This is a genomic window from Phormidium sp. CCY1219 (assembly GCF_035615515.1).
Taxonomy (GTDB): Bacteria; Cyanobacteriota; Cyanobacteriia; order Cyanobacteriales; family Laspinemataceae; genus CCY1219.
Genome location: NZ_JAJENT010000859.1, coordinates 1 through 24,133 on the forward strand (window position 1 = coordinate 1; position 24,133 = coordinate 24,133).

Below are 24,133 nucleotides of genomic sequence, written 5' to 3' on the forward strand. Positions count from 1 at the left end.
GGCGCGCAGCTCTTCCAAGAACCGGTGCGGAAGCGGCGCTCGTCCACATGTTCCGTCCCGATGCGGTATCCACCGGCGAGCAACTGGCGGACCTGCTCGATCGCCTCACCACTTAAACTTGTCGTCATCGTCTGACCGTTTGAACTATAGCCATTAGAATAGGGGGTTGAGCCTGCCTCATTGCGAACTTGGGTCACGCAAGCGATATTTTCGGCACAGCGATAGCCGGAGCGTAAGGCATCATTGACACCCACTACATGGGTGGCAAACTTCACGTCCGTATCTTGTACCGCTGGTAAGCGCTCGGCTTGTTGCTGGTTGGTAATCACCGACCCAGAGGGCACGTATTTTCCCGGGGGAATCTCCACATCTTGGATCAAGGCATGCATCATCACGATACAGCCCTTGCCCACCCGGGCGTTAAATACCGTGGAACGAAACCCGATAAAGCAATCGTCACCCACATAAACCGGTCCGTGGATCAAGGACATGTGGGTAATCGAACAATTCTTGCCGATCCACACCGAGTAGCGTGCGTTATCATCTCCGAGAACCCGGCCTTGTTCCAGACCGTGAATGACCACCCCATCTTGGATATTGGTGCCATCGCCAATGTAAAACGGGTTGCCTTCATCGGCCCGGATCGAGGTTCCCGGTGCAACCAACACATTGGCACCAATCCGCACATCCCCAATGATGTTAGAAAAGGAATGAACGTAGGCACTTTTATCTATTTGAGGCTCGGCCATATTTTTCGACCAAGGTGTCGGCGGAGCCGCTGTGCTGCGGACTACCATAACTGAATTCCTCCTTCCTGAACAATTGTCCCTTGTCCTTTGTCATTTGCGCGATCGCCACGATGCCCACGAGCGATAACAAATGACAAAGGACGAGCTTACGCCTAACGATACTGATCTTTCTTGCTATATAGGATGCGATTTTCGACACTCACCGTGTCCACAATCGCGATGACTGCGGCATCCACTGGTCGATCGCCACGCCGAGGAACCTGACGTGCTGCACTGCCTAGGCTGACGAGTACCCACTCGTCTACACCTGCTCCCACACTATCGGCAGCTACCTGATATTTGGGCAGCGGGTTGCCCTGGTCATCTAGCAATTGCACCAGGAGAAATTTCACTCCTTGCAGACTTGGTTCCTTTTGGGTACTGACGACCGTACCGCGAACTTTCGCAAGTTGCATGGGTTTAGGGGCGACCTAAGCGAATGCCGGTGGTGCTTTCCCGGAACTGCTCCACGGCTTCCGTGTAGCGAATCGGCAGCACGTACTCCAGGTTTTCATGGGGACGAGCAATGATGTGGGTGGAGACCACCTGTCCGCCCCTGACCCGGGTCACGTTATCCTGTGCGGCACCCACAGAAGCTTGCACTTCCGACACATCTCCCCGAACGATTACCGTCACGCGACCGCTGCCGATTTTTTCGTAACCCACCAAGGTTACGCGGGCAGCTTTTACCATCGCGTCTGCGGCTTCTACCACGGCTGGAAACCCGAGGGTTTCCACCATCCCGACTGCGATTGACATGAGTTTGACTCCCTCATAGTGTAGTGGTCTGTTTGCGTCCTGTCGGACTCGGTTGTTACCTACGCGCCATAGCGCCGAGCTAATACGTTCGGAACTGTTCCACGGCCTCGGTGTACCGAATCGGCAGTACGTATTCTAGGTTCTCATGCGGACGGGCAATAATGTGGGTTGATACGACTTCTCCACCATTAACTCGCTTGACCGATTCGACCCCGGCGGCCACAGAGGCTTGCACTTCGGATACGTCTCCCCGAACGATGACCGTGACGCGCGCGCTGCCGATTTTTTCATAGCCGACCAAGGTCACGCGAGCGGCTTTCACCATTGCGTCTGCGGCTTCCACAACCGCTGGAAAGCCTTTGGTTTCAATCATTCCCACTGCAATTGGCATGTCTTGTGTCTCCTGAACTGATGAGTCGTTTTACGACAACTAAGCTGCTATGTGAATATTTACGGGAATCCCCACTCTATTTTTTTGCTTAGTTAACGCTATTGTCTTCCTTTAACCAGAATAGGTGAAGCTTGTATCCCTTGACAATATAAATAATAATCATATTGGCAAATCTACGCAATCAGCCGGACTTATATTGTAAAGAAAATTAATACTTTATTAATAAAATTAATGGTGAAATGTAAAGGAGGTTCCACCGAAAGAGGCGATCGCAGAGCCTGGAACCCCCCGGGGGAGAGGCGGCGAAAGCCTCGAGGCACGGGAGGCATGGAAAGCGCGTCGCCACCACGATCGGCCTCATCGAATCGCGGTTATCCAGGAGGCACGCCCCTGACACGGTTCCCTCCCCCACTGGCATCTCCACCCAGACCCCGCCCTCCGCAGCGCGCCGCCCATCGGCTTTGGGCAAAGCATTCAGCCAACCTTTTACAGAAAAACTTTACAACCACAGCAGTTTCAACGGGCAATTCCAATGAATCAATTTCTCGTGCAAACGAGTTGGTGGGTTCCCCTCTACAGTCTGATCGGAGCAATATTGACCTTGCCGTGGTCAACTGGCTCGATCCGACGCACCGGGCCGCGACCCGCCGCTTACTTTAACCTCTTCACCACCACCCTTGCCTTCATTCATGGCGCATTCTTGTTCCGAACCACCTGGAACCAAGATCCACAACAACTAATCTTCCACTGGCTCAGCACTGGAGATTTAGACCTCTCGGTGGTCCTCGACATCTCCCAAGTCAGTACCGGGGCAATGGAATTAGTCACCGGCTTGAGTCTGCTGGCGCAACTGTTTTCCCTCGGCTACATGGAAAAAGACTGGGCATTAGCCAGATTCTTCGGCCTGATGGGCTTTTTTGAAGCCGCCATGAGCGGTTTGGCCATCAGCAATTCCCTGTTTCTCAGCTATGCCTTGCTCGAAATGCTCACCCTGTCCACCTATTTAATCGTGGGATTCTGGTACGCCCAACCTCTGGTGGTCACCGCCGCGCGGGATGCCTTTTTAACCAAGCGCGTGGGAGATATCTTGCTGCTGATGGGGGTCGTCAGTGTGGGCACTCTGGCGGGCAGCTTTAGTTTCTCGGATCTCGAAACCTGGTCGGAAACTGCCGTACTCTCCCCCTGGATCGCCAACCTCCTGGGTCTGGCGTTAATCGCCGGACCGATCGGCAAATGCGCTCAATTCCCGCTGCACCTGTGGTTGGATGAAGCGATGGAAGGTCCCAACCCGGCGTCTTTGTTGCGAAATTCCCTGGTGGTCACTTGCGGCGCTTACGTGCTGATTAAGTTATCCCCCGTGTTGTCCCTGTGCCCGATTACCCCGATCGCCTTAATTGCGATCGGTACCGTCACCGCGATCGGCGCTTCTGCAGTGGCGATCGCCCAAATCGATATCAAGCGCACTCTGTCTCATTCCACCAGCGCCTTATTGGGTCTGGTCTTTATCGCCGTGGGCATGCAGCATGTGGATGTGGCCTTATTGCTCCTGTTCACCCACGCGATCGCCAAAGGTCTCCTGTTTATGAGCGCCGGTTCGGTCATCATCACCACCAACAACCAAAACATTACCGAATTGGGTGGCCTCTGGTCGAAAATGCCCGCCACTACCCTCGCTTTTGTGGTGGGTAGCGCAGGCTCGATCGCCGTCCTCCCCCTGGGCACCTTTTGGGCAATGGAACGCTGGCTCAATGGCTTCTGGATCGTCCCTTGGTGGCTAGTCCTTATCCTGGTGGCGGTCAATGGTTTAACCGCCCTCAACTTCACCCGGGTCTTTAGTCTGGTATTCTTGGGCGAACCGCAACCGAAAACGCGCCGCGCCCCGGAAGTCCCTTGGCCAATGGCTTTACCAATGGTTAGCTTGACTATCGTCACCCTCTTAGTTCCCCTAATGCTCCAACACTGGCAACTGTTGCTCAGTTGGGCCGGCCCTTGGGCAAGAACTGGTCCGGATCCGGCAGTGTTTTCCCTCCCCTTACTGGTTTTCTCTGGCATTTTGGGCTGTGTGGTGGCCGGCCTGCTTTATATCAAACCCGCACAACGCCAACCCGTCCAACTCCCTTGGCAATCCCTGCAAGATTTGTTCGCCTATGACTTTTACATCGATCGCCTCTACCGCCTCACTGTGGTCTTCGCCGTAGAACAGTTTTCCAAAATCAGCGCCTGGTTCGATCGCTATTTTGTCGATGGATTGGTCAATTTTGTTGGCTTGGCTACCGTCTTCAGCGGCCAAGGCTTAAAATATACCGTCCCCGGTGTTTCCCAACTTTACATCCTCACCATTCTCATCGGCGTCGCCGCTTTGGGTCTGCTGATGAGTTCCCTGTTGTAAGACAAGTCCCCCGCCTACATCCGCAAGCCGTTGGCCCGCAAAACTCCACTCGAACACCTCAATTATTCGGCAGTTGAGCTCATCGCCCATGCTGCCTCATTCCTCCTTTTCCCTGCCCACTTCCTGGGGCGATCGCGGCGGGAAAACCGATGAAATTGCCAGCATCACCTAAACGCTCAACAGTTGCAATCCGCCACGGTTCCGAGGCCCTATTTCCCCCCGGAACCCACCGCGAACTCTCTTCAGCCCTTTTCCCCCAATTTTCCTCGTGCAAAACCCTCGTGACAAAGGAGCCGAATTGATTCATGCTCAGTGCTTTGATAGGGGTGCCGTTGCTCGGTGCCGCAATTGTCGGACTATTGCCCACCCAAATGGATGGAAGGCGATCGCGTCAGCTTGCCATCGCGATCGCCTCTGTCTTGTTCCTCTGGACCGTCTTTCTGGGAACCCAATTTGACCCCCATCAGGCGGGGATGCAATTTTCGCAAAACCTCCCTTGGATCGAAACCTTGGGTCTGGGCTACCGCGTAGGCATCGATGGTCTCTCTTTACCGTTATTAGTCTTAAACGCCCTGCTAACGGCGATCGCCCTCTACAGCACTAAACCCTCTATCTCTCGACCTCGGCTTTACTACTCGTTACTCTTGCTGTTAAACGCCGGCGTCTCGGGGGCGTTTCTCGCCCAGGATTTGTTGCTGTTTTTCCTGTTCTACGAACTCGAACTGATTCCCCTTTATTTATTAATCAGCATTTGGGGGGGCGATCGCCGAGGCTACGCCGCTACTAAATTTTTGCTCTATACCGCCGTTTCCGGCATCCTGATTTTGGCCTCTTTCTTGGGTTTGGTGTGGTTCACCGAGGCGAGTAGCTTCGCTTACCAAACCTTTGCTGGGGCAACCCTTCCCCTGGACAAGCAACAACTGCTGCTGGCACCTTTGCTGATCGGCTTTGCGATTAAAATTCCCATCGTTCCGTTTCATACCTGGTTGCCCGATGCTCATGTGGAAGCCTCTACGCCGATTTCGGTGCTGCTGGCAGGGGTTTTGTTAAAATTAGGCACTTACGGTTTGCTGCGCTTTGGCTTGGGCTTGTTTCCCGATGCCTGGGCCGCGTGGGCACCTTGGTTGGCTACGGTGGCGGCGATCGCCGTACTCTATGGTGCCTTAAACGCCATCTCCCAAACCGATATGAAAAAAATGGTCGCCTTTAGCTCCGTTGCCCATATGGGATATATCCTCTTAGCCTGTGCGGCAAATACGCCGTTGAGTCTGTTGGGTGCGGTGTTTCAAATGGTCAGCCACGGTTTGATTAGTGGTTTGCTTTTTCTGCTGGTGGGGGTGGTGTACAAAAAAGCTGGAACGCGCGATTTGCAAGCGATTGAGGGGTTGTTGAACCCGGAACGCGGTTTGCCGATGGTGGGTTCTCTGATGATTTTGGGGGTGATGGCAAGTGCTGGTATCCCCGGAATGGCGGGATTTATTGCCGAGTTTATTATTTTTCGCGGCAGTTTGCCGGTGTTCCCGGTGCAAACTCTCTTGTGTATGGTGGGCACGGGTCTGACGGCGGTTTACTTTTTACTGCTGATTAATCGCGCTTTTTTTGGCCGATTGTCCGAACCGGTGGTGAATTTGCCTCGGGTTGAATGGGCCGATCGCATTCCGGCGATCGTTCTGGCTGTGGCGATCGTGGTTCTGGGTCTGTGGCCTTCTGGCTTGGTGGCTTATACTGAAGCGCAAACTACTGCCTTGAGTCAGCCCACAGGCGCGATCGCTGTCTCGCCCACTGTGACCTCCCCGACGCCCTAATTCTTCATCCCTCCCACCCATCACCCCCACGGGGAAAGGCTCAGCAAATGTGCAGGTTATTTGACCCCGTAGAGACGCGATTAATCGCGTCTCTAAAAAGCCGAGGTTTCCCCCCCCCATTATGGGAACGAGTTACAGTTAAATTTCAGAACATCATCGTTAAAATTAACCCGTTTTTATTCACAAAAAAAATTTATTCGCTTGTATTGTCTTGCTGTCTTAAAAAAAATAAACTTGTTTAAAACCAATTCAGGGAGGATTCTTTCACCCATGACAAGCACAAAATTAAAACCCTCTAATCATCCATTAGCCCCCTATATTAAAAGGTTGGAATCCGGGGGAGACTTGCTACCGCATTCCCCAGAAAATATGATTGAAGTGGTGGGAATTCTCAAAAGCTACGGGGTAGTCCTTGATGCGTATTCCCGCAATCTTATCTATATTGCCAATCATCAGTTTTTAGTGTTTTTTCCGTTTTTTAAGTATTTTAATGGGGAGGTGAATCTACCAAAGCTGTTGCGTCACTGGGGACACGATCGCATTAATTTCGAGTATGCCGAATACTGCATGAAAGTCATGTTTTGGCATGGTGGAGGTGGGTTGGATACCTATTTAGATTCGCCAGAATTTTGCCAGTTAGCTTGCGAGGCGATCGCGGCTAAATTTAAGCGCAATCCGGTGATTCTCGGACTCAATCGGCTGTTTCCTGACTTTTTGCTCGAACAGGTGCGCTGCTTGGCTTATTACAGCGGTTTGGGTCAATTTTGGCGGGTGATGAGCGATATTTTTCTCTCCCTGAGCGATCGCTATGACAGGGGGGAAATCACTTCGATTGCGCAAGTGGTGCAGCATATCCTCGATGGGTTAGTGGCGGCGGCGAATAAACCGATTACTTATGCGGTGAAGATTGGCGATCGCGAATACCCCATCATCCCCAAGGAGGCAGGGTTAACCTTTCTGATGGATACCGCCGTGCCTTATGTGGATTCGATTTTCTTCCGAGGTGCGCCGTTTCCGGGCACGGTTTCCTACAACGCTCAGGCTCATCAAATTCCAGAACGCCAAAGTGCGTTTAGTTATGGTGCCCTGTATGCGGATCCTCTGCCTACCGGTGCCGCAGGGATTCCGCCAACCTTATTGATGCAGGATATGAGGCACTATCTGCCCGATTATCTGCATCGGGTCTATCGCGAAAGCTGTCGCGGGGAAGACGATTTGCGGGTGCAAATCTGCCAAAGCTTTCAAAAATCTATGTTTTGCGTGACCACGGCAGCGATGAAAGGATTGGCTCCTTATCCCCTGGATACCCAGGATGCACAACAACAACAAGCCAATCGCGCTTATCTCGAACAGTGGATGGATCGATTCGTCACCTCCCGCTTGCAGGAGGTCAACCAACCGACAACTCGCGATTGTCAGTTATTCTCGGAACCCCAAACTCATTAACCCCCACCATACACCGGGGCACCCGATGGACGTCCCCGGTTTGGCGATCGCTCAATGGTTATGGGTTGCGCTTAGCTATGAGGGACGCATGAGGAAGACACAAGCATGGGGGGCAGGCGATCGCCTCTCGGGCGAAAGCCTTTTTACCCCAGAAAGGAGTTAGGATTGCAGTTGAGGTTTTGTTTGATGGAGAAAAGACGCTCGATTGCAAAAGAATAAATAGGAAGACAATTGCAAGGGAGTGATGGAATGCACTTTTTCCGCAATGGGAAAAAGTGCATGATGCTGATTCAAAGCGGATCTCCAGTGGATGAAAGGCGCTGCGCGGCGATCGCGGAACTCCCTGGGCACGAAATAAGGGATAATAGCAACAAAAGTTACCATTAGAGTCTGCGATCGCCGTGCAACACTATGGAGAAGGGAGTCTTACAGTTTTTGCAAGTAAATTTATATTAACGTTTTTCAACTATAAAGGGAAGGCATAGTTTTTTATGACTATAATAGATTTTTAGTTATAGATTTAAGGGTTATTTAGGAGATAAGCATTGAAGCAGGCAACGCTGCACCAGCTTAGGGTATTTGAAGCGGTGGCTCGCCACAGTAGCTTTACCCGCGCTGCAGAGGAGCTCTTTCTCACCCAACCCTCTGTCTCAATGCAAGTGAAGCAGTTGAGCAAATCAGTGGGAATGCCGCTGTTTGAGCAAGTGGGAAAACGGTTGTATTTAACCGAAGCGGGTAAGGAGTTACTGGGCACTTGCCGCGAAGTGTTCGAGCGCTTGGCTCAGTTTGAAATGACGGTGGCGGATCTTAAAGGTCTCAAACAGGGACAATTGCGGCTGTGCGTGATTACCACAGCCAAATACGTGATCCCCCGCTTGTTAGGGACATTCTGTCAGCGCTACCCAGGAATCGATTGTTCTCTAACCGTGACCAATCACGAGGGGTTACAGGAACGTCTCAACGACAATCAAGACGATATCTATATCTTGAGTCAACCGCCAAGCAGTCCAGATGTGGCTTGTCACCCGTTTCTGGAAAATCCGCTGGTGGTTTTGGCATCGGTGAATCATCCTCTGGCATCGGAAACGAATATTCCTCTCGATCGCCTCAATGGCGAACCGTTTATCATGCGCGAACCGGGTTCGGGAACGCGACATGCGGTCCAAAAACTATTTGACGAACACTCGGTTGAGGTGAAGGTCCGCCTGGACCTGGGAAGCAATGAGGCAATCAAACAAGCGATCGCTGGGGAGTTGGGAATCTCGGTTCTGTCTCGTCATGTGTTGGCCCTGGAAGGCTGGCGCAATCAATTGACGATTCTCGACGTGCAGGGTTTTCCCATTCCCCGTCATTGGTATGCAATCTACCCCACCGGCAAGCAATTGTCGGTGGTGGCTCGTACTTTTTGCGACTATCTTCTGAATGAGGGTCGCCAAATTATCGAGCAAACAACGAATTTTAAGCAAACTGCCTTCGACCAATTCCCCGAGGATAAGTCTGTAGGTACCCCGGAAAATTCGTCAGTTTAGCCCGATCGCAGCTCATGCTTTTCCCAGGCGCTTTGCTCCGCCTCGCTTTGTTGCGATCGGCATCAGCCATCAATTGTTCACCGATTTGTGTGCTATTTCGACAATGGTTGACCAAACTATCGCAGACACGGCTTACCGCCGTGTCTTTCTCTTTCATCCAAACTGCTGCACCCCAATGGTGCCATTTCCCCCGTCAGCGATCGCCCAAAAGCAATCCGCCCTTACCAGACCTGCGTGCGGGCGATCGCCTCCCAAACTCTAGCCTCGGAAAACACCCATCTCAAATCCGCCAAATTTACTTGCAGATTGCCAAATACCTCTGCTATAATATATGCCAATTTTCTTATTTTGTCGATTTTTCCCACACTTTTCCACCATTTTTATTTGTCTCGGCCCCTTCGAGCGGCGATCGCCCCCGAGTTAATGATTCGCGATAACAATACCCCGCTTTCCATCACTGCAAATCTTGCCGAAAGCAATCTCGAAACAGTTCGTTAAAATAAAGCGTAGACAACCAATAAAAAACCACGGCGTTGGCTTTCTAAAAAACGGCTATGGCTAAAACCACAGAAAAAACAGAAAAAAAGAGCACAGATCGGCTCAACATCGTCCTCGATACCACCTTGAAGCGCCGATTTAAAGCAAAATGTGGCATGGAAGGCTTAGATATGAGTTTGTGGCTTAAGCTCTCTGATTGAAAAGTGGGTCGAGGGAAAAGTTGCTGAAGATTAATTCTTTTTTAATAAAGGATTAACCCCATTACAGCCCACCCCGGTTGGGGAGTGCATCAAAGCGCCAAAGCGATCGCGCGGTTGCAATACACCGTGCTAGTGTGGGGGAAAATGGGAAAAAACCAGAAACTCCCGAACCCCCTGAGAGTGGGAATTGATAAATCGGGTCAAACATGCGAAAATCGAGCAGCTAATTTATTGGCAGTAGCGAGAAATCCCTTGTTGAAGCTCAATCGAGAAAAGACCTATCTGTTAGCGGTGGCGAGTCAATGGTTGAGCCAACTGTCACGGCTGGCTATTTTATTTGCCGGGATTAGCCTGCCGGCTTACGCGCAACCGATCGCGCCTAGGGAGGATGGCACCCATACGGAAGTCACCCGCGATCGCAATCGCTACGAGATTACCGGGGGTCAAACCTCTGGCGATGGCGCAAATTTGTTTCACAGTTTCGAACAATTTAACCTCAATGCGGGGGAAATTGCCAATTTTCACGCCACACCGGCGATCGCCAATATCCTCAGTCGCATTGTCGGCGGCGATCCTTCCGTGATTAACGGGTTAATCCAAATCACCGGGGGCAACCCCAACTTATTCCTAATCAATCCCGCCGGCATTCTCTTTGGCCCAGAGGCCCGTTTAAACGTTCCCGCGTCGTTTACCGCCACCACCGCCACGGGGATTGGCTTTGACAGGCGCTGGTTGAGCGCGCAAGGCGATAGCGATTACACTCGCTTACTGGGCACCCCGAACCGCTTTGAGTTCCCCGCGCAACCGAGTCCGATTGTCAATCTCGGCAACTTAACCCTCACCCCAGGTCACGACCTCGCCCTCCTCGGGGGCACCATTCTCAATACCGGCACCCTCGCCGCCCCGGATGGCAACCTGATCGTAGCCGCTATCCCGGGTCAACACCGGGTGCGGATTTCTCAGCCCCACCATCTGCTGAGTTTGGACATCGCCCCTTCCCCAGATCCCGCCCGGGTGTCTGCACCGCTGACGTCGGTTTCTTTGCCTCAGTTGCTCACTGGGGGCGAGGTGACTCACGCCCGGGATATCCAAGTTTACCCGGATGGGCGGGTAGAATTAACCGGTGCCGGCTTGTCCGTAGAACCGGGGGATGTGGCCACAAGTTCCCACCGCGCCCACAGTGCTACCCTTTCCGCCCAGGGGAATTTAACCCTGTTTTCATCCCCAGGCGGTGGGGAATCGATGCAAACCACCGGGAATCTGACGGGGGTGGCGCAAGAAACGGTGCAAATTCGCGACAGTGCCACGGATCCTTTGCAGATTCGGGTGGGGGGCCAGTTGACGCTCTCTGGGAAGGAAATCGATATTTTTGCGTTAAATCATCCCGCAAGTGGTCTGGTGGCGGCGGGGGATATGCGGTTGCGATCGCCTAATCCGGCGATCGGCGATGCCCGGTTTTCCACCGGGGGCAATTTCCGCATCGAAACTTGCTCTACCCCGACTTGTACCCACAGCACCCCGGGAGATTTAGTCAGTCCCCAGGATCCGGCAATCTTTGCCCGGGGGGATGTGTCCTTGGGATCCTACGAAGGTGGCTCCTTGGGCATTCTGGCGGGGGGAAGCGTCACCCTGGGGGATGTGACGATTACGGGGCGCGACCCCAATGCCACGGGTTTCCCTCAATTCTCCATTCCGTTACCTGAGGGATCCCAGATAGCGGTGGATCTGGCTTCGCAACCGCAGTTGGTGGTGTTGAGTGGGGTGAATCTCTCGGATCCGCAATTGAATCTTCCGTCGTTGGATGCGGTGCAATCTGCCGGATCCCTATCCCCCACGTTGAGCGCTAGGGCTACCGGTGCGGATATTCAAACGGGCAATATTCGGATCGCCTCTGGGGATGGGGCGGTGATTTTATCCAATACTGTGTTCCCCAATCTCGCCTTACCGGGGGGCACGATCGCTACTGGCGCGATCGATACTAGCAGTGTGACTGGTAATGCAGGATATGTGATTATCTTATCCCGCAGTGAGATTAATACTAGTGGGGGCATCCTCAACGCTACGGCGCGCAATGGCAATGGTGGAAATGCAATTCTCTCCGCTGAGGGAAACATTGTTACCCAAGGGATTCAAACCCTGGGCGATTTGAACGGGGGCGCGATTCGCATTACCAGCACTACCGGCACGGTGGATACGGGCGGGGAACGGTTGGTGAGTGGGGGAGAAATCGCCAATGCGAATACGGGTGAGGTGCTGGCGGTGACGGATAATAGCGGCGAGGTGGCGATCGCGGCGCAGGGGAATATCTCCACGGGCAACATTTTCTCGTTTAGCGAGTTCAATAGCGGCGATATTCTGATTGAAAGCCGCAATGGGACGATTGACACCGGGGCGGGGAATTTAATTGCGACCTCGCGCGGGGAGGGGGGAAGTATCTCTGTGAGGTCGCCGGGAAATATCGTCGCCAATAATATACAATCAGCTAGCTTGGACGGGAGTGGCACGGGGGGAGATATTACGCTGGAAAGCGGCCAAGGCTCTGTGAGAACCGGCAGCGTGCTGTCCTCTGGGGAACTGGAGGGGGGCGCGATCGCGATTTCTGCGCCCAATTCTTTGCAACTCGGCGGCATCGATACCAGTTCCGCACTGGGCAATGGTGGCTCGGTAACGCTCACTTCGGGCGGACCGATTCAACTTTCCTTTATCACCGCTCGAGGCGGCGATCGGGGAACGGGAGGCACGGTGAATATCTCCAGCGCCGGCGTCTTCCAAGCTACCGCTACCCTCACAGAACCCGAGGTTTTCGGTGCTAGCATTTTCACCGCCGGGGGCACGGGGTCAGGTGCGATCTCCCTTCGTCACGGCGGCGGAACCACTAACCCGCCCACCCCGTTTGCGATCGGTGACGCAACTTTCAATGGCACCGCCGGGGTGGTAACTACCGGCGAAACAACCCTGACCCCGCTCCAAGTTTATCCCTCCTCCTTCGAGGAAAATAACGTGCGGTTTCTCACTGAAGACCCCCCCGCCCCCTCGCCAGCACCCAACCCGGAACCAACTCCGGTTCCGGAACCGACTCCGGATCCCGAACCGACTCCGGATCCCGAACCGATGGTAGATTATGAGAATAGACCTCCCTTGAACGAACGGGCGATCGCACCCGATACCCAGTTAGTGGCTCAACCCCTGGATACCGAACCCCTAGAAGTGGAAATCGAACAACTGGAAGCCTCTTTCACCGAACAGTTCGATCGCTATCTGGGATTCCCCACCAGCCCTACCATTAGCTCTGTGGGGGACATTCGCAATTTGGCTGCTAAGGTGGAACAGCAAACCGGCCAAAAACCTGCCTTTATTTATCTCTCTTTCGTTCCTCCAGGTCTGCAATTCAATCCGGGCAACTCCCCCCTCCCCCAAGATACCGACCAACTCGAAATTATCGCACTCACTAGTCGCGGAAAGCCCCTGCGCCGTCGCGTCGCCGGTGCCTCTCGCGCGCGCGCCATGTCTGCTGTGCGAGCTTTTCGCTCGGAACTAACGAAGCCCTCTCGCCGTCAAAGTGAAACTTATTTGTCTTGGGCACAACAGTTTTATCAGTGGATCGTGGCCCCGATTGAAGCGGATTTGCAAGCCCGCAATATCGATCGCTTGGTGTTTATTATGGATACTGGATTGCGATCGCTCCCGATCGCTGCCCTCCACGATGGCAAACAATTCGCGATCGAACGCTACAGTATGGGCATCATGCCCAGTCTGTCTCTCGCAGATACGCGCTATACCGATATCCGCAACGCGAGAGTCCTGGCAATGGGCGCTTCCACCTTCTCCAACCTTTCTCCTTTGCCCGCCGTTCCGGTAGAATTAAAGACGATTGTGGGCGATTTATGGCCCGGGGAATATTTTCTCAATGAAGGCTTTACGATGTCTAATCTCCTCTCACAGCGAGAACAGGTGCCTTTTGGCATCGTTCACCTGGCTACACATGGGGTCTTCAGACCCGGTGACCCGAGCAATTCTTACATTCAACTGTGGGAAGAACGGTTGCGCCTCAATGAAATCCGCGAACTCGGCTGGAATGACCCCCCCGTGCAGTTGCTGGTTCTCTCCGCTTGCAGCACTGCAGTGGGAGATGCCCAGGCAGAGTTAGGATTCGCCGGCTTAGCTATCAATGCAGGGGCGCAAACTGCTGTGGCTAGTCTCTGGTCCGTTAGCGATGAAGGCACTTTGGCTCTGATGAGCAAGTTTTACGAACAATTGCGCCAAACACCCATTGTCGCCGAGGCACTGCGTCAGGCACAACTGGCTCTCTTGCGCGGCGAGGTTCGCATCGAAAATGGTCGCGTGCAAGGTACTGGCAAATCCGGGAGCATTGTTTTGCCGACTCCCCTGGATCTCCAAGAGGGTCGCGACTTCTCTCATCCTTATTATTGGTCAGGCTTTACCACTATCGGCAGTCCTTGGTAACTTAGGTGAGGCTCCAGTTAAGCCAGTGGCTTCATAAAGCAATCTATGCATTGCACATAAGCCCTGGCTGCCGCCACGGCTTTATTATACCCGATGCCCTTTTTTTTGTCAAGTGCTTGAGAAACAATTTGCCGGCCAAATCTTCGAGTTTTCCTCTGGAGTCCATGTTAAAATTTTGGGGATAATCTCGAGCATTCATCTTGAGCGCCAACCAGAAACAAAACTTAATTGTTTTGACCTGCAATGGTTATGCTAGCACCAAAAAAAAGGGTTTTCCGGCTTGCAGACCACAAAACACCAGCTTCGAGGGGGAACTTAGCCGCGCTTCTCTCTCTGGGAAAAAGATAGGTGGGTTTTCATCGGTGCGATCGCAAGTGTTGTTAATATGTCCTCTCGTCGATTGGGACAAAAATTTTTGAATCGGCATGGATGAAATCGCCCTAAAACGGATGTTGTTGACAAATGTAATTGATATCGGGTAGAATGGAACCAATGGGGGAGGCAGGAACCTTGTGCAATGCTTTGCTTGCATGGCGGGGTGGGATGGAAAGCTTGGCATTCCCCACCCTAGGGGTAGTCAATTCCCAATTCTGAATTCTCAATTCCCAGCCGCGATCGCTTCTTGAAGAATTTATCGCCTTCTCCTCTTGTGGGGAACAGATACCAATGGATAAACTAACAACAGAGCCATTGCATTTCTACAGTGGCTCTTTCTCCACGGGAACAATAATGGAGTTTTTAAAGCAGATGGTCTCGAACAAAAGGGTTAAGGGTTGGCAATATCCGGTATGCTTTCCGGGGTTAGTGGCGATCGCGAGTTTTGCGGCAACTGAGGTGAAAGCAACACCCACTGGCGGAGTATTCCACCCCGAGGAAGCCGGGGAGAGAGTAGAGGTGGCGATCGCCGAGGATAGAGAGTCCCCGACAACCGCAGCATTCCAGCAGATTCTCGCCTCAACACCTCAAAATCATTATGAATTCGACCTACACTTTCCGGGGGGCAACACCACCGGCGATCGGGATATGCCACGTATGGGAAACATGCCCCAAACCGATAGGGCGATCGCTCCTTTCATATCTGCTGGGGATAAAGATAATGCCGCCTTGGCGAGAGAATCCTTGCCCTGGCGGGAATGGCACGCCCAGACACAACCCCCCTCACCGCCTCCAGAAGCGCCCTCACCGCCCACAGAGGATCCCGATCGCGACCCCTTTTTGCAACCCGGTCCGCAAGTCGAACCCACCCCACCCGACGAGGAAGAAGAACCCGTCATCGAATCCCCCGACGAGGAGACGGGACCAGAAGAGACTCCCAGCCCTCAAATTCCCGTGCGAGAAATTCGCGTCAGCGGGAGTACCGTGTTAACCGAAGAGCAAATCGAGGCGATTACCGCACCGATTGAGGGAACCTCCGTCACCTTAGAAGAACTGCGCCGAATCGCCGATCGCATTACCCAAGAATATCTCGATCGCGGTTATATCACCTCCCGCGCCGTCTTGGTGGATCAAGTGGTCGAAAATGGCATTGTAGAAATTCGCGTCATCGAAGGAAGCCTGCAAGAAATCGAAGTGCAAGGCAACAATCGCGTGAGAGATTCCTATATTCGCTCCCGCATCGAACTCGGCGCAGGTTCTCCCTTAAACACCGCCAACCTCGAAGATAGACTGCGGTTATTGCGCCTCAATCCCTTATTTGAAAATATCGAAGCCAGTTTGCGCGCCGGGGAAGAAATTGGAGCCAGCATTCTCACCGTGCGCGTGCAAGAAGCCAACCCCTTTGGCTTGAGCGTCGGGGCGGATAACTTATCGCCTCCCAGTGTGGGGTCCGAGCGCTTGGGAGGGGTAATGAGCTATCGCAATATTACCGGCTTTGGCGACGAAATATCGGCGGCATATTATTGGGGCGTGGGAGACTCCCAGGTGTGGGATTTTAGCTATCGCATTCCCATCAATGCCATGAATGGCACCCTCGGAATTCGAGTAGCACCGAATAGTAATGGGATTATTCAGCCCGAATTTAGAGAGTTAAATATTGAAGGAGAATCGGAACTTTACGAAGTGAGCTTTCGCCAACCGTTGGTGCGATCGCCCCGGCAAGAATTTGCCCTTTCCCTGGGTTTTACCCATCAAGAAAGTCAGACCTTTGTGGATGAAGAACCCTTTGGGTTTGGTAGCGGTCCGGATGAAGATGGGATCGGGAGCACCAGCACCATAAAATTCGGCGTGGATTACCTGCGGCGCGACGTGCGGGGGGCTTGGTCATTGCGATCGCTATTTAACCTCGGCACCGGCTTTCTCGACGCCACCGTGAATCCCGATCCGATTCCCGACGGGCGGTTTTTTAGCTGGATCGCGCAAGTACAGCGCGTGCAGCGGATCGGCAATTCTCAACTGTTAATCGTCCAAGGAGACCTACAGTTATCCACCAATAGCCTGCTTTCCTCCCAACAATTTGTCATCGGTGGCGGCGCATCCTTACGCGGCTATCGGCAAAATGTGCGCTCCGGAGATAATGGCTTTCGCGTCTCCGTAGAAGACCGAATTATTCTCATGCGCGATGCTTCCGGAACCCCCATTTTTCAATTAGCTCCGTTTGTGGATGTAGGAGCCGTTTGGAATCACCCAGATAATCCCAACGAATTACCGGACGAAACCTTTTTAGCCGGGGTAGGAATGGGGATACTCTGGCAATTATTCCCCGGTTTGAACCTGCGTCTCGACTACGGTCGTCCGATTTTCGAGATTGACGATAAAGGGGACAATGCCCAAGATGAAGGCTTTTATTTTACCGTAAACTATCAACTGTAGTCAAGCGAAGCGGGGAAAAAATCGGTGTTACCACAGCAGTTCGATTTGAGAATTGATAAGCAAGGGTGGAAACCTTTGCATGCAGCGCGATCGCGCGGAGGCGGAGCCTCAGGAGGGGTGCCTCTGCGATCGCCTGGGAACCAGTTAAATCCCCTGGGAACGAGTTAAACCGATCGAACGCAAGATGATGCGCCCGCTTTCCATCCGCCTGCGGGTATCAGCGTCGCCTCTCCCCTCATCTTCGCCCCCTGCGGCGTTTTGTCCCCATTTTCCCCACCGAAGTCCAAACACCGAGATTCCGGCGCACAGGGGGCTGACGCCGAGTGCAAAACCCGACCCTGAAAGAAAATTGGGCAGAGTCTGGCTACAACCATTACACTCCATCCCTTCATCCGTTGATATCCTAATACTTTTAGCTCTCCTACAATTTTGTGGTATGACTTTGGATTCACCTGTTCTCCCCCATTTGACCGATCGCTGGTTACGCACGGTGCGACCCTTAGGGGTCTATGCCCTACACGGTATGACATTCCTCGGGGATGCGCTGATTGCGATTGATTCCGTGCGCGGACATTTGCTAGAAATTGACTGCACCAACGACAACACCACGGTGCTAAATCCCTATCAAGCGTCCGAGTTTATGGACACCACGGGGGTGGCGTTGTGGGAAAATACCCTTTGGTTGACCAGAGAAAACAGCGTTTATTTTTGTGAAGATGCCGGAAGCGATCTGGGCAAAACCGAGTTGAAACCCCAACATTTTGTCACCCTGTCTTATCCCGCCAATGGGGTGGCAGTGTGGGGATCCACGGTTTATGTTAGCTGCCAAAAAGCCGGCTATATTCTGATTTTCAATCGCAAAACCGGGGAAGAAATTACCCGATTTCCCGCCCCCGGAATTGGGGTGCAAAATTTAACAGTTCGCGAGGAAGAATTGTGGGTTTGCGACAGTGAAGAACAAACCGTGTTCTGTCTCGATCGCGCCACTGGGGAACTGTTATTTAGCGTGCTGACCCCGTTTGAACGACCCTCGGGGTTGGCATTTCACCGCCATCCGGAAACCGGACAAGAGGTGCTTTACGTGGCGTATGCGGGGGAAGAAGCCTATATCCGCGACGATCCGAATGCCAGGGATCCGCATCAGTTGGCATTTCGCGATCGCACCCTGATTCATCCCCTCCACTTTCACTACGAGCCGCAAAAGCATTACGCTTTATCCAACGGCTATTTAATCGAAATGTGTTATGTGGAAGAATTGGCCCCCCTCGATGAAGTGCATTTAGAAAATTTGGAATGGCGAATTGCCTTTCCCGCCGAAACCCCTCGGCAAAAATTAAAGCACATCGAACCCATCGGCATGCCGTTTACCGAAGAAGCGATCGACGGGCAGCGGATTGCAGTGTTTAAGTTCGATACCCTCGACACCGCCGAAGCGCGCATCTTTGGCTGGAAAGCCCTGCTGGAGGTTCGCAGCATCAAGTACCGCTTTGCCCCTCGGGATGCGGAAGATTTACCCCCCCTCCCGCCGGCGTATGAAGAGCGCTATTTGGTGGATAATGACCAATTGGCAATGGATACCAGCATCGTTCAACGAGCGGCGCGCGATGCGATCGCCTCGGAAACCAATCTGCTGCGAAAAGTCCTCAACATCCGCGATTATGTCTATGACAAGCTCGAATACGGTATCAAACCCTATATCGATTCCCCAGATGTGGTGTTGCAGCGCGGCGTGGGATCCTGCGGGGAATATGTGGGTCTGATGCTGGCCCTGCTGCGCTTGAATGGAATTGCTTGTCGCACTGTGGGCCGTTACAAATGTCCCCCCCACCCCGATCGCCAAGGCGTTCCCCTGCAACCCGATTACAATCACGTCTGGTTGGAGTTCTATATCCCCGGATCCGGTTGGGTGCCGATGGAATCGAATCCCGACGACAATCAAGACCTAGCTGTTCACCCGATGCGCTTTTTTATGGGCTTGGCTTGGTATCATATTGAATTGGGCAAGGGCATCCGGTTTGAAAGTCTCAAACTCAATGGGGTTCCCCTTCATAAGAGCGAGCTTCCCATCGGCGATTTGGCAATCAATCACGTCCGATTTACGATTAAAGAAGAATTGCCCCCGTTTGGGTAAACAAGCCGAGGCGACGAGAAGTCCCGAGTCGGCTTGCAATGCCCACCGAAGCGGGCGAATCGAAATGCATACACTGCTCGTTCCCAGGCTCCAGCTTGGGAACGCCCCCCCGAGGCTGCGCCTCCCCCCAACTCAGGCAAGTACAATCAATTGCACCCTTGCCGATCGCGTCTTAACGTTCGTTTAGGAGGAATTGTGGAAACATCGTTCTCGACTATTCTGGCAACTCTCGCCCTCGGATTGATGGTGGTGGTTACGGGTGGAATTGTCTATCTCACCGCCGCTGAGTGGCGCGATCGCCGTCGCCAAAAACGGGACCAAAGCTCTCGTTAACCCACTCCCACGGGAAGTTAAGAATTGAGAATTGAGCAATTTTTCGTAATTCTCAATTCTCAATTCTTCATTCTTTACCTATGCAAAATTCACACAAACTGGCGCTTTATTTAGAAGAAACCGATACGCCAATTGGCCGCTGGACGAATTTTATCTTAAGCGGATTCGTTCTGTTATCTTCCGCCATTTTCGTGGCTCAAACCTATCCCCTCCCCCCAGAAGTCGATGCAATTCTGCGGCAAATTAATACGGCAATTTTAATTATCTTCTCCGGGGAATATCTGCTCAGACTGTGGGCAGCAAAACGTAAAATACACTATATTTTTAGTCTCTATTCTATAATCGATTTAATCGTCATCTTGCCCGTGTTTTTGGGAGCATTTGATATTAGTTTTTTGCGAATATTTCGCTGGTTTCGCGTGCTGCGGTTGCTGCGCTTTGTGGAAGGACAAGTGTTTTTTGGCAGCTATCCAGAAGATAGTCTGATTATTACGCGGATTTTATTTACCCTCTTTTCGATTATTTTTGTGTATTCTGGTTTGATTTATCAGGTGGAACATTCTATCAATCCGGAACAGTTTTCCACCTTTTTGGATGCAGTATATTTTTCCGTGGTGACGATGACTACGGTGGGATTTGGGGATGTGACGCCCTTATCGGAAGGGGGGCGATTGATGACGGTGCTGATGATTTTGACCGGAATTGCCTTGATTCCGGGGCAACTGGGGGCGTTAATTAAGGAATTGGTGAAAAATTCCAATCAGGTGGAAAGTCGCTGTACGGTGTGCGGATTGCCCCGTCACGATCGCGATGCCCAGTTTTGCAAGATTTGCGGCACTGAGTTGAAAAATAATTGAAAATTAAAGATTGGGGGTTGAGAATGGGTTTGACAGAAAAAACGGCTGAAAAAAGCGCCTTTTATGGAAGGGTAAGGCTAAATGGGAACCCGCCAGGGCATGACAAGGGCTATTTTCAAACAGCATTTTGACCGACGGCGGATTTCATATCATTTCAAACAATGGGTGTTAACAACCTCCCCCGAACACAACAATCCCGCCAGAGAATTCTAGCGGGATTGTCTGTTATTTCGATTTACTAAAAAGACCCCTGGGGTCTGTGTTAAACAGAATGCTTTTTGCTTTCTTATGGTTCTACTATATCCAAACCGATTGGGGTTGGGTATCTGTCTGTAGATAGAAGTTGAGGGGGTAATCTCGGATACAGGGATGTTTCGGGAAAAGCCCAGGCGAGTAGAAGTCTCGGTCCGGCTTGCTTTTGCCCGCCTACGGGGGCTAATTTTATTGGCAATCCATCGGCTACCATTTTATTTCCCTGCTGATTTGCTGTCATCCTCTAGCTTGCGGATGGGGCGACAGGGGTTTCCCGCCGCAACAACCCCCGGGGGCACATCTCGCGTCACCACACTCCCAGCGCCAATGGTAGAATACAAATTCGCACCCCTCTTTTCCCTGCGCCGGATCCAGGGGATGGGTGGCGGTGTAAATTTGCACCTTGGGGCCGAGCAATACGCGATCGCCCAGGCGAACCTGGTTGCACTCGAGAATCATGCAATCGTAGTTGATGTAAAGGCTCTCGCCGGCGAAGATATTAAAACCATAGTCCCAGGGAATGCAGTTGTCTAGCCCGCGTAGGGTGCGTCACCCCCCTCGCCAATGGGTAGGAAAATTGCACCCTTTCCTCCGGGGGTGACGCACCAACCCAATGGCTGGAAAGTCTGGGGCGATCGCGAGGAACGCTTCCCGTTATAGCTCATGGAGACAGTGCAAGGGGTGCAGGTTGGTAGGGTGGTTGTAGGGGCGATCGCTCTGTTTTTTGGCGCACTGGGTGGGGCGCTGACACCTGCTGGATTCATTGCGCTTGCATCCCCGCTACTCCTTTCAACTTTCGTTAAGTTACTTTTTTGTCCGATCGGATTAATATGTGAGGAGGAACGCTCGATCGCTTTTCTACCGATAAGTTAAAAAGATTGGAGGAAATCTCCTGAAGAGTCTCCCCGACAAACCCTAGTTAACAGAAACATATGGGCCATATTTGTAGGAAGAGAGAGGATTTGCTGATGTTGAATTACCGTACATTTATCACTTTACTCGGCTTCCTTGCAGTAGCATACTCACTGTTGCCCAAGATGGCTTTAGCTAATGGCAATTTTTTAGTCACCGTTGTAGAAGTTTAACCCTTGATGACAGAACTTACAGTTCGATTTTAAGGGCAGAGTGCAAAACAATGGCAGGTGAATGGATTCCTGCCAGTATCGACATCAATCACTATATTACCAATATTGACGGGCAGTTAGTTTGGCAAGAAAATGGGAGTTTTACTTCAAGTTGTAAGGCAGAGTTGGAAGTTATTACCTCGGAAACACTCTCTTATTCCCCAACCTTGTTAGCTTCATGTCATAAAGACTCCAGTGTTTTTTATTTCCCTTTTCCTTTTCTTCCCACACCCACCACTGATAACCTGTTGAATCTTAACGAACGGCTTGTTAATTTGGATGGAAAACTCAGGTATGTTCGCTAAAAAGATGGAAAAGGGGAATGAATTGCAGATGAGGAAGTAACAGGAATAACCGAATAACCATCCCCCACAAATTCAACTTTTCTAGGATGCTGTAGATAGATGTTGCGATTAGTGTTGCGAGTTCCCGATGTGCGAACAACTTCGGTAGCTGGCAATTCGTCTTTTTTGGCTTCGATGACGGCGAGTTTTTAATTGCGGTAAACTAGCAGCTAATCGCCAGATTCGGGCGTACCTGGTTTTCCACTACCCAATCAGCGATCGCGGGTGATATGCTCGCGAGAAATCCGGCGATCGGGGACAACGCCCCGGTGGTTTTGAGTGCGGGGTGAATTCATTCGGCATGGGTTTCGGGCCGTTCATGGGATAGGTTCAGATAAGGATTACTCTGAATTCTCTTCTATGTGATTTTCTCGCTCGTATTGCTCGATCGCTTCTTTAATCGTTTCATCACTAACATCTGATAAATCCGATTTATAATAAATGGTGGCCCGGATAATATTGTCTTCGGTTTTGAGATAAGAAATCACTCGATATCCGCCACTTTTTCCTTTTTGAAGGTTGCTATGTTTGAGACGAACTTTGAAGACCTGATATTTGACGCCTGCTATTCTATCACCGGGGAGTTGACCGGCTTGAAGTTGCTCGATTAAAGGCTGGATATCGCTACGAATTGAACGATAGGGTTTAGCCAGTTCTCACAGATCCCGTTTAAAGCGAGGAGTTAGGGCGATTTGGATGGGTGAAGGTTCACTCTGCATCAATGCCCTCCCACATTTCTGAGAGGGGAATCGTCTCTCCTGTTAATGCTTCCTGTAACCCTTGGCGAATGCCTTCTATCGCTATTTCGGTTGGGGTCTCATCCGGGTGCATGAGATAAACGTCCCCCATTGTTACCGGGGTGCGCGGTTGGCTTTTTTCTCGCTCCAAACCCAAACGAAAATAGTGAATCAGGTCGTAAATTTCTGCGAGTTTTTCTTCGGGAATATCTTGTAATTCTTGGATGATTTTTTGCAGTAACATAAATCCTCCTGCATTGAATGGTGATATTAACTAAAGAGACAAGGATGATTTAGGCGGCTGCCTCCTTAACCGTTCCTTGTATGTTTTGCCTGGGTTTTTTAATGTTAACGCATCTGCTGTCTGGAATATCCCTTCATCAATTTTATCGGGTCATAACCTAAGGATTAGGGGGTGCTGCTTCCCCCTGATTCACCCGGCGGACCTACAAGCCTCACCGGGGGGCGAGCTTCTCTTGGAAAAGTCCCAGTCACGCGCCCAGGTTACGGATGAGGTGGGGGGTCTGGATGGGGGTTGGTTCATGTTCTTTACTCTATCATCACTCAGGTGATTGCGATCCTTAATTGCGACTCCAGCAACGAGAACACATACAAACGAGAGCGAAGAATTAGCCCGCGTAGGCGGGCTTGGCTTGCTCAGGCACGATTTCAATCGCCCGCTTCTGGGAACGAGAACATAAACGAGAGCAATGTGAGATAAAGAGGCGGGGTCTCGGAAAGGATGTTCCCAGGCTGGAGCCTGGGAACGAGAGCAGCTTCTGGGAACGAGAACACAACGAGAACACATAAGAGCAATTCGATCGCCGGCGGAAATTGCAAGTTGTAAATAATTAACTCTAAACTTGCGATAAGTTGCAATGGATCCCGGGGTGGGTGAGGAACAGATCGGGAGAATGTAGGGAAAAGCGATCGCGGGTTGCAAAAAAACGCAAAAAATGTAAAACTACCTTAAAAATATGCTACAAAATACAAAACTTGGCAAAAGCGACAGGGTAGAGGAAGGATTTTTCCGGAATCGGCTTCGCAGGGGATTGTATTGAAAGTCCGGTTGAGAATGGGGTTGGCATCTGCTCGGGAGTTTGACCGGAATCGAATATAGGGGAGCATCGCTAAATCGGAATCGGGTAGCACCAGGGTCAATAAACAACAGCAGGGAGGAGCGATCGCCACAGAACGAACCAGCAGCGGGAGAGAGTGCATGTTCCCGCTCAGCGGGCGTTTTGGAGGGGTCAGGGTGAGGATGACGGAGCGAATGAA

General features: G+C 51.9%; 17 protein-coding genes and 1 pseudogene. 11 read left to right on the plus strand and 7 right to left on the minus strand.

Annotation, left to right across the window (positions count from 1 at the left end):
• The 4 genes from LKK83_RS27740 to LKK83_RS27755 all read right to left on the minus strand — a co-directional run.
• The coding region (locus LKK83_RS27740) for a DapH/DapD/GlmU-related protein (protein ID WP_442957371.1) at positions 1-797 on the minus strand (797 nt) is incomplete at its 3' end.
• 104 nt (positions 798-901) lie between these two features.
• Positions 902-1,204 carry a EutN/CcmL family microcompartment protein gene (locus LKK83_RS27745; RefSeq protein ID WP_324634698.1) on the minus strand — a complete coding sequence of 101 codons (303 nt, stop codon included), beginning with the start codon at positions 1,202-1,204 and terminating at the stop codon, positions 902-904.
• A 4-nt stretch (positions 1,205-1,208) separates the two neighbouring features.
• Positions 1,209-1,547, minus strand: coding sequence for a carbon dioxide-concentrating mechanism protein CcmK (locus LKK83_RS27750; RefSeq protein WP_324634699.1), 339 nt, complete (start codon positions 1,545-1,547; stop codon positions 1,209-1,211).
• A 79-nt stretch (positions 1,548-1,626) separates the two neighbouring features.
• A complete protein-coding gene (locus LKK83_RS27755; protein WP_324634700.1) occupies positions 1,627-1,938 on the minus strand; it encodes a carbon dioxide-concentrating mechanism protein CcmK in 312 nt (103 codons plus the stop codon).
• Positions 1,939-2,470: 532 nt separating this feature from the next.
• On the opposite strand from LKK83_RS27755, the gene LKK83_RS27760 reads away from it, so the two are divergent.
• From LKK83_RS27760 to LKK83_RS27805, 10 genes are all read left to right on the plus strand, one after another.
• Positions 2,471-4,327, plus strand: coding sequence for an NAD(P)H-quinone oxidoreductase subunit F (locus tag LKK83_RS27760; RefSeq protein WP_324634701.1), 1,857 nt, complete (start codon positions 2,471-2,473; stop codon positions 4,325-4,327).
• 305 nt (positions 4,328-4,632) lie between these two features.
• Entirely contained in the window at positions 4,633-6,132 is a 1,500-nt protein-coding gene (locus LKK83_RS27765) for an NADH-quinone oxidoreductase subunit M (RefSeq protein WP_324634702.1), read from the plus strand.
• Between the two features lie 270 nt (positions 6,133-6,402).
• Positions 6,403-7,578 (plus strand): CO2 hydration protein, encoded by a 1,176-nt coding sequence (locus LKK83_RS27770; protein ID WP_324634703.1) that lies wholly within the window; start codon positions 6,403-6,405, stop codon positions 7,576-7,578.
• Between the two features lie 545 nt (positions 7,579-8,123).
• Positions 8,124-9,107 carry a LysR family transcriptional regulator gene (locus LKK83_RS27775; RefSeq protein WP_324634704.1) on the plus strand — a complete coding sequence of 328 codons (984 nt, stop codon included), beginning with the start codon at positions 8,124-8,126 and terminating at the stop codon, positions 9,105-9,107.
• A gap of 554 nt (positions 9,108-9,661) precedes the next feature.
• Positions 9,662-9,805, plus strand: a complete 144-nt coding sequence (locus tag LKK83_RS27780) for a hypothetical protein (RefSeq protein WP_324634705.1) — start codon at positions 9,662-9,664, stop codon at positions 9,803-9,805.
• Between the two features lie 84 nt (positions 9,806-9,889).
• Positions 9,890-14,269, plus strand: coding sequence for a CHAT domain-containing protein (locus LKK83_RS27785; protein WP_324634706.1), 4,380 nt, complete (start codon positions 9,890-9,892; stop codon positions 14,267-14,269).
• A gap of 666 nt (positions 14,270-14,935) precedes the next feature.
• The gene (locus LKK83_RS27790) at positions 14,936-17,077 is read left to right on the plus strand and encodes a ShlB/FhaC/HecB family hemolysin secretion/activation protein (protein WP_324634707.1); all 2,142 of its coding nucleotides are present in this window, start codon (positions 14,936-14,938) and stop codon (positions 17,075-17,077) included.
• Positions 17,078-17,513: 436 nt separating this feature from the next.
• Positions 17,514-19,208, plus strand: a complete 1,695-nt coding sequence (locus tag LKK83_RS27795; RefSeq protein WP_324634708.1) for a transglutaminase domain-containing protein — start codon at positions 17,514-17,516, stop codon at positions 19,206-19,208.
• Positions 19,209-19,403: 195 nt separating this feature from the next.
• On the plus strand, positions 19,404-19,541 hold the full coding sequence (locus LKK83_RS27800; protein ID WP_324634709.1) for a hypothetical protein: 138 nt from the start codon (positions 19,404-19,406) through the stop codon (positions 19,539-19,541).
• An 80-nt stretch (positions 19,542-19,621) separates the two neighbouring features.
• Positions 19,622-20,398 carry an ion transporter gene (locus LKK83_RS27805; protein ID WP_324634710.1) on the plus strand — a complete coding sequence of 259 codons (777 nt, stop codon included), beginning with the start codon at positions 19,622-19,624 and terminating at the stop codon, positions 20,396-20,398.
• Positions 20,399-20,887: 489 nt separating this feature from the next.
• Here LKK83_RS27805 and LKK83_RS27810 read toward each other — a convergent pair whose 3' ends face one another.
• The gene (locus tag LKK83_RS27810; protein ID WP_324634711.1) at positions 20,888-21,109 is read right to left on the minus strand and encodes a hypothetical protein; all 222 of its coding nucleotides are present in this window, start codon (positions 21,107-21,109) and stop codon (positions 20,888-20,890) included.
• A gap of 613 nt (positions 21,110-21,722) precedes the next feature.
• Here LKK83_RS27810 and LKK83_RS27815 point away from each other — a divergent pair.
• Positions 21,723-22,079: pseudogene (locus LKK83_RS27815) on the plus strand (CVNH domain-containing protein); the annotation flags it as partial.
• Between the two features lie 380 nt (positions 22,080-22,459).
• Here the strand turns inward: LKK83_RS27815 and LKK83_RS27820 are convergent.
• Together LKK83_RS27820 and LKK83_RS27825 are read right to left on the minus strand one after the other, a co-directional pair.
• Positions 22,460-22,606 (minus strand): hypothetical protein, encoded by a 147-nt coding sequence (locus LKK83_RS27820; RefSeq protein ID WP_324634712.1) that lies wholly within the window; start codon positions 22,604-22,606, stop codon positions 22,460-22,462.
• Positions 22,607-22,826: 220 nt separating this feature from the next.
• A complete protein-coding gene (locus LKK83_RS27825; RefSeq protein WP_324634713.1) occupies positions 22,827-23,099 on the minus strand; it encodes a hypothetical protein in 273 nt (90 codons plus the stop codon).
• Positions 23,100-24,133: the final 1,034 nt, after the last annotated feature.

Excerpts from the sequence above, each read along its gene's own strand:
- LKK83_RS27765 (WP_324634702.1), top strand. The coding sequence starts at position 4,633 with ATGCTCAGTGCTTTGATAGGGGTGCCGTTGCTCGGTGCCGCAATTGTC.
- LKK83_RS27745 (WP_324634698.1), bottom strand. The coding sequence starts at position 1,204 with ATGCAACTTGCGAAAGTTCGCGGTACGGTCGTCAGTACCCAAAAGGAA.
- LKK83_RS27760 (WP_324634701.1), top strand. The coding sequence starts at position 2,471 with ATGAATCAATTTCTCGTGCAAACGAGTTGGTGGGTTCCCCTCTACAGT.
- LKK83_RS27795 (WP_324634708.1), top strand. The coding sequence starts at position 17,514 with ATGACTTTGGATTCACCTGTTCTCCCCCATTTGACCGATCGCTGGTTA.
- LKK83_RS27805 (WP_324634710.1), top strand. The coding sequence starts at position 19,622 with ATGCAAAATTCACACAAACTGGCGCTTTATTTAGAAGAAACCGATACG.
- LKK83_RS27750 (WP_324634699.1), bottom strand. The coding sequence starts at position 1,547 with ATGTCAATCGCAGTCGGGATGGTGGAAACCCTCGGGTTTCCAGCCGTG.
- LKK83_RS27770 (WP_324634703.1), top strand. The coding sequence starts at position 6,403 with ATGACAAGCACAAAATTAAAACCCTCTAATCATCCATTAGCCCCCTAT.
- LKK83_RS27810 (WP_324634711.1), bottom strand. The coding sequence starts at position 21,109 with ATGATTCTCGAGTGCAACCAGGTTCGCCTGGGCGATCGCGTATTGCTC.
- LKK83_RS27790 (WP_324634707.1), top strand. The coding sequence starts at position 14,936 with ATGGATAAACTAACAACAGAGCCATTGCATTTCTACAGTGGCTCTTTC.
- LKK83_RS27755 (WP_324634700.1), bottom strand. The coding sequence starts at position 1,938 with ATGCCAATTGCAGTGGGAATGATTGAAACCAAAGGCTTTCCAGCGGTT.
- LKK83_RS27825 (WP_324634713.1), bottom strand. The coding sequence starts at position 23,099 with ATGTTACTGCAAAAAATCATCCAAGAATTACAAGATATTCCCGAAGAA.
- LKK83_RS27780 (WP_324634705.1), top strand. The coding sequence starts at position 9,662 with ATGGCTAAAACCACAGAAAAAACAGAAAAAAAGAGCACAGATCGGCTC.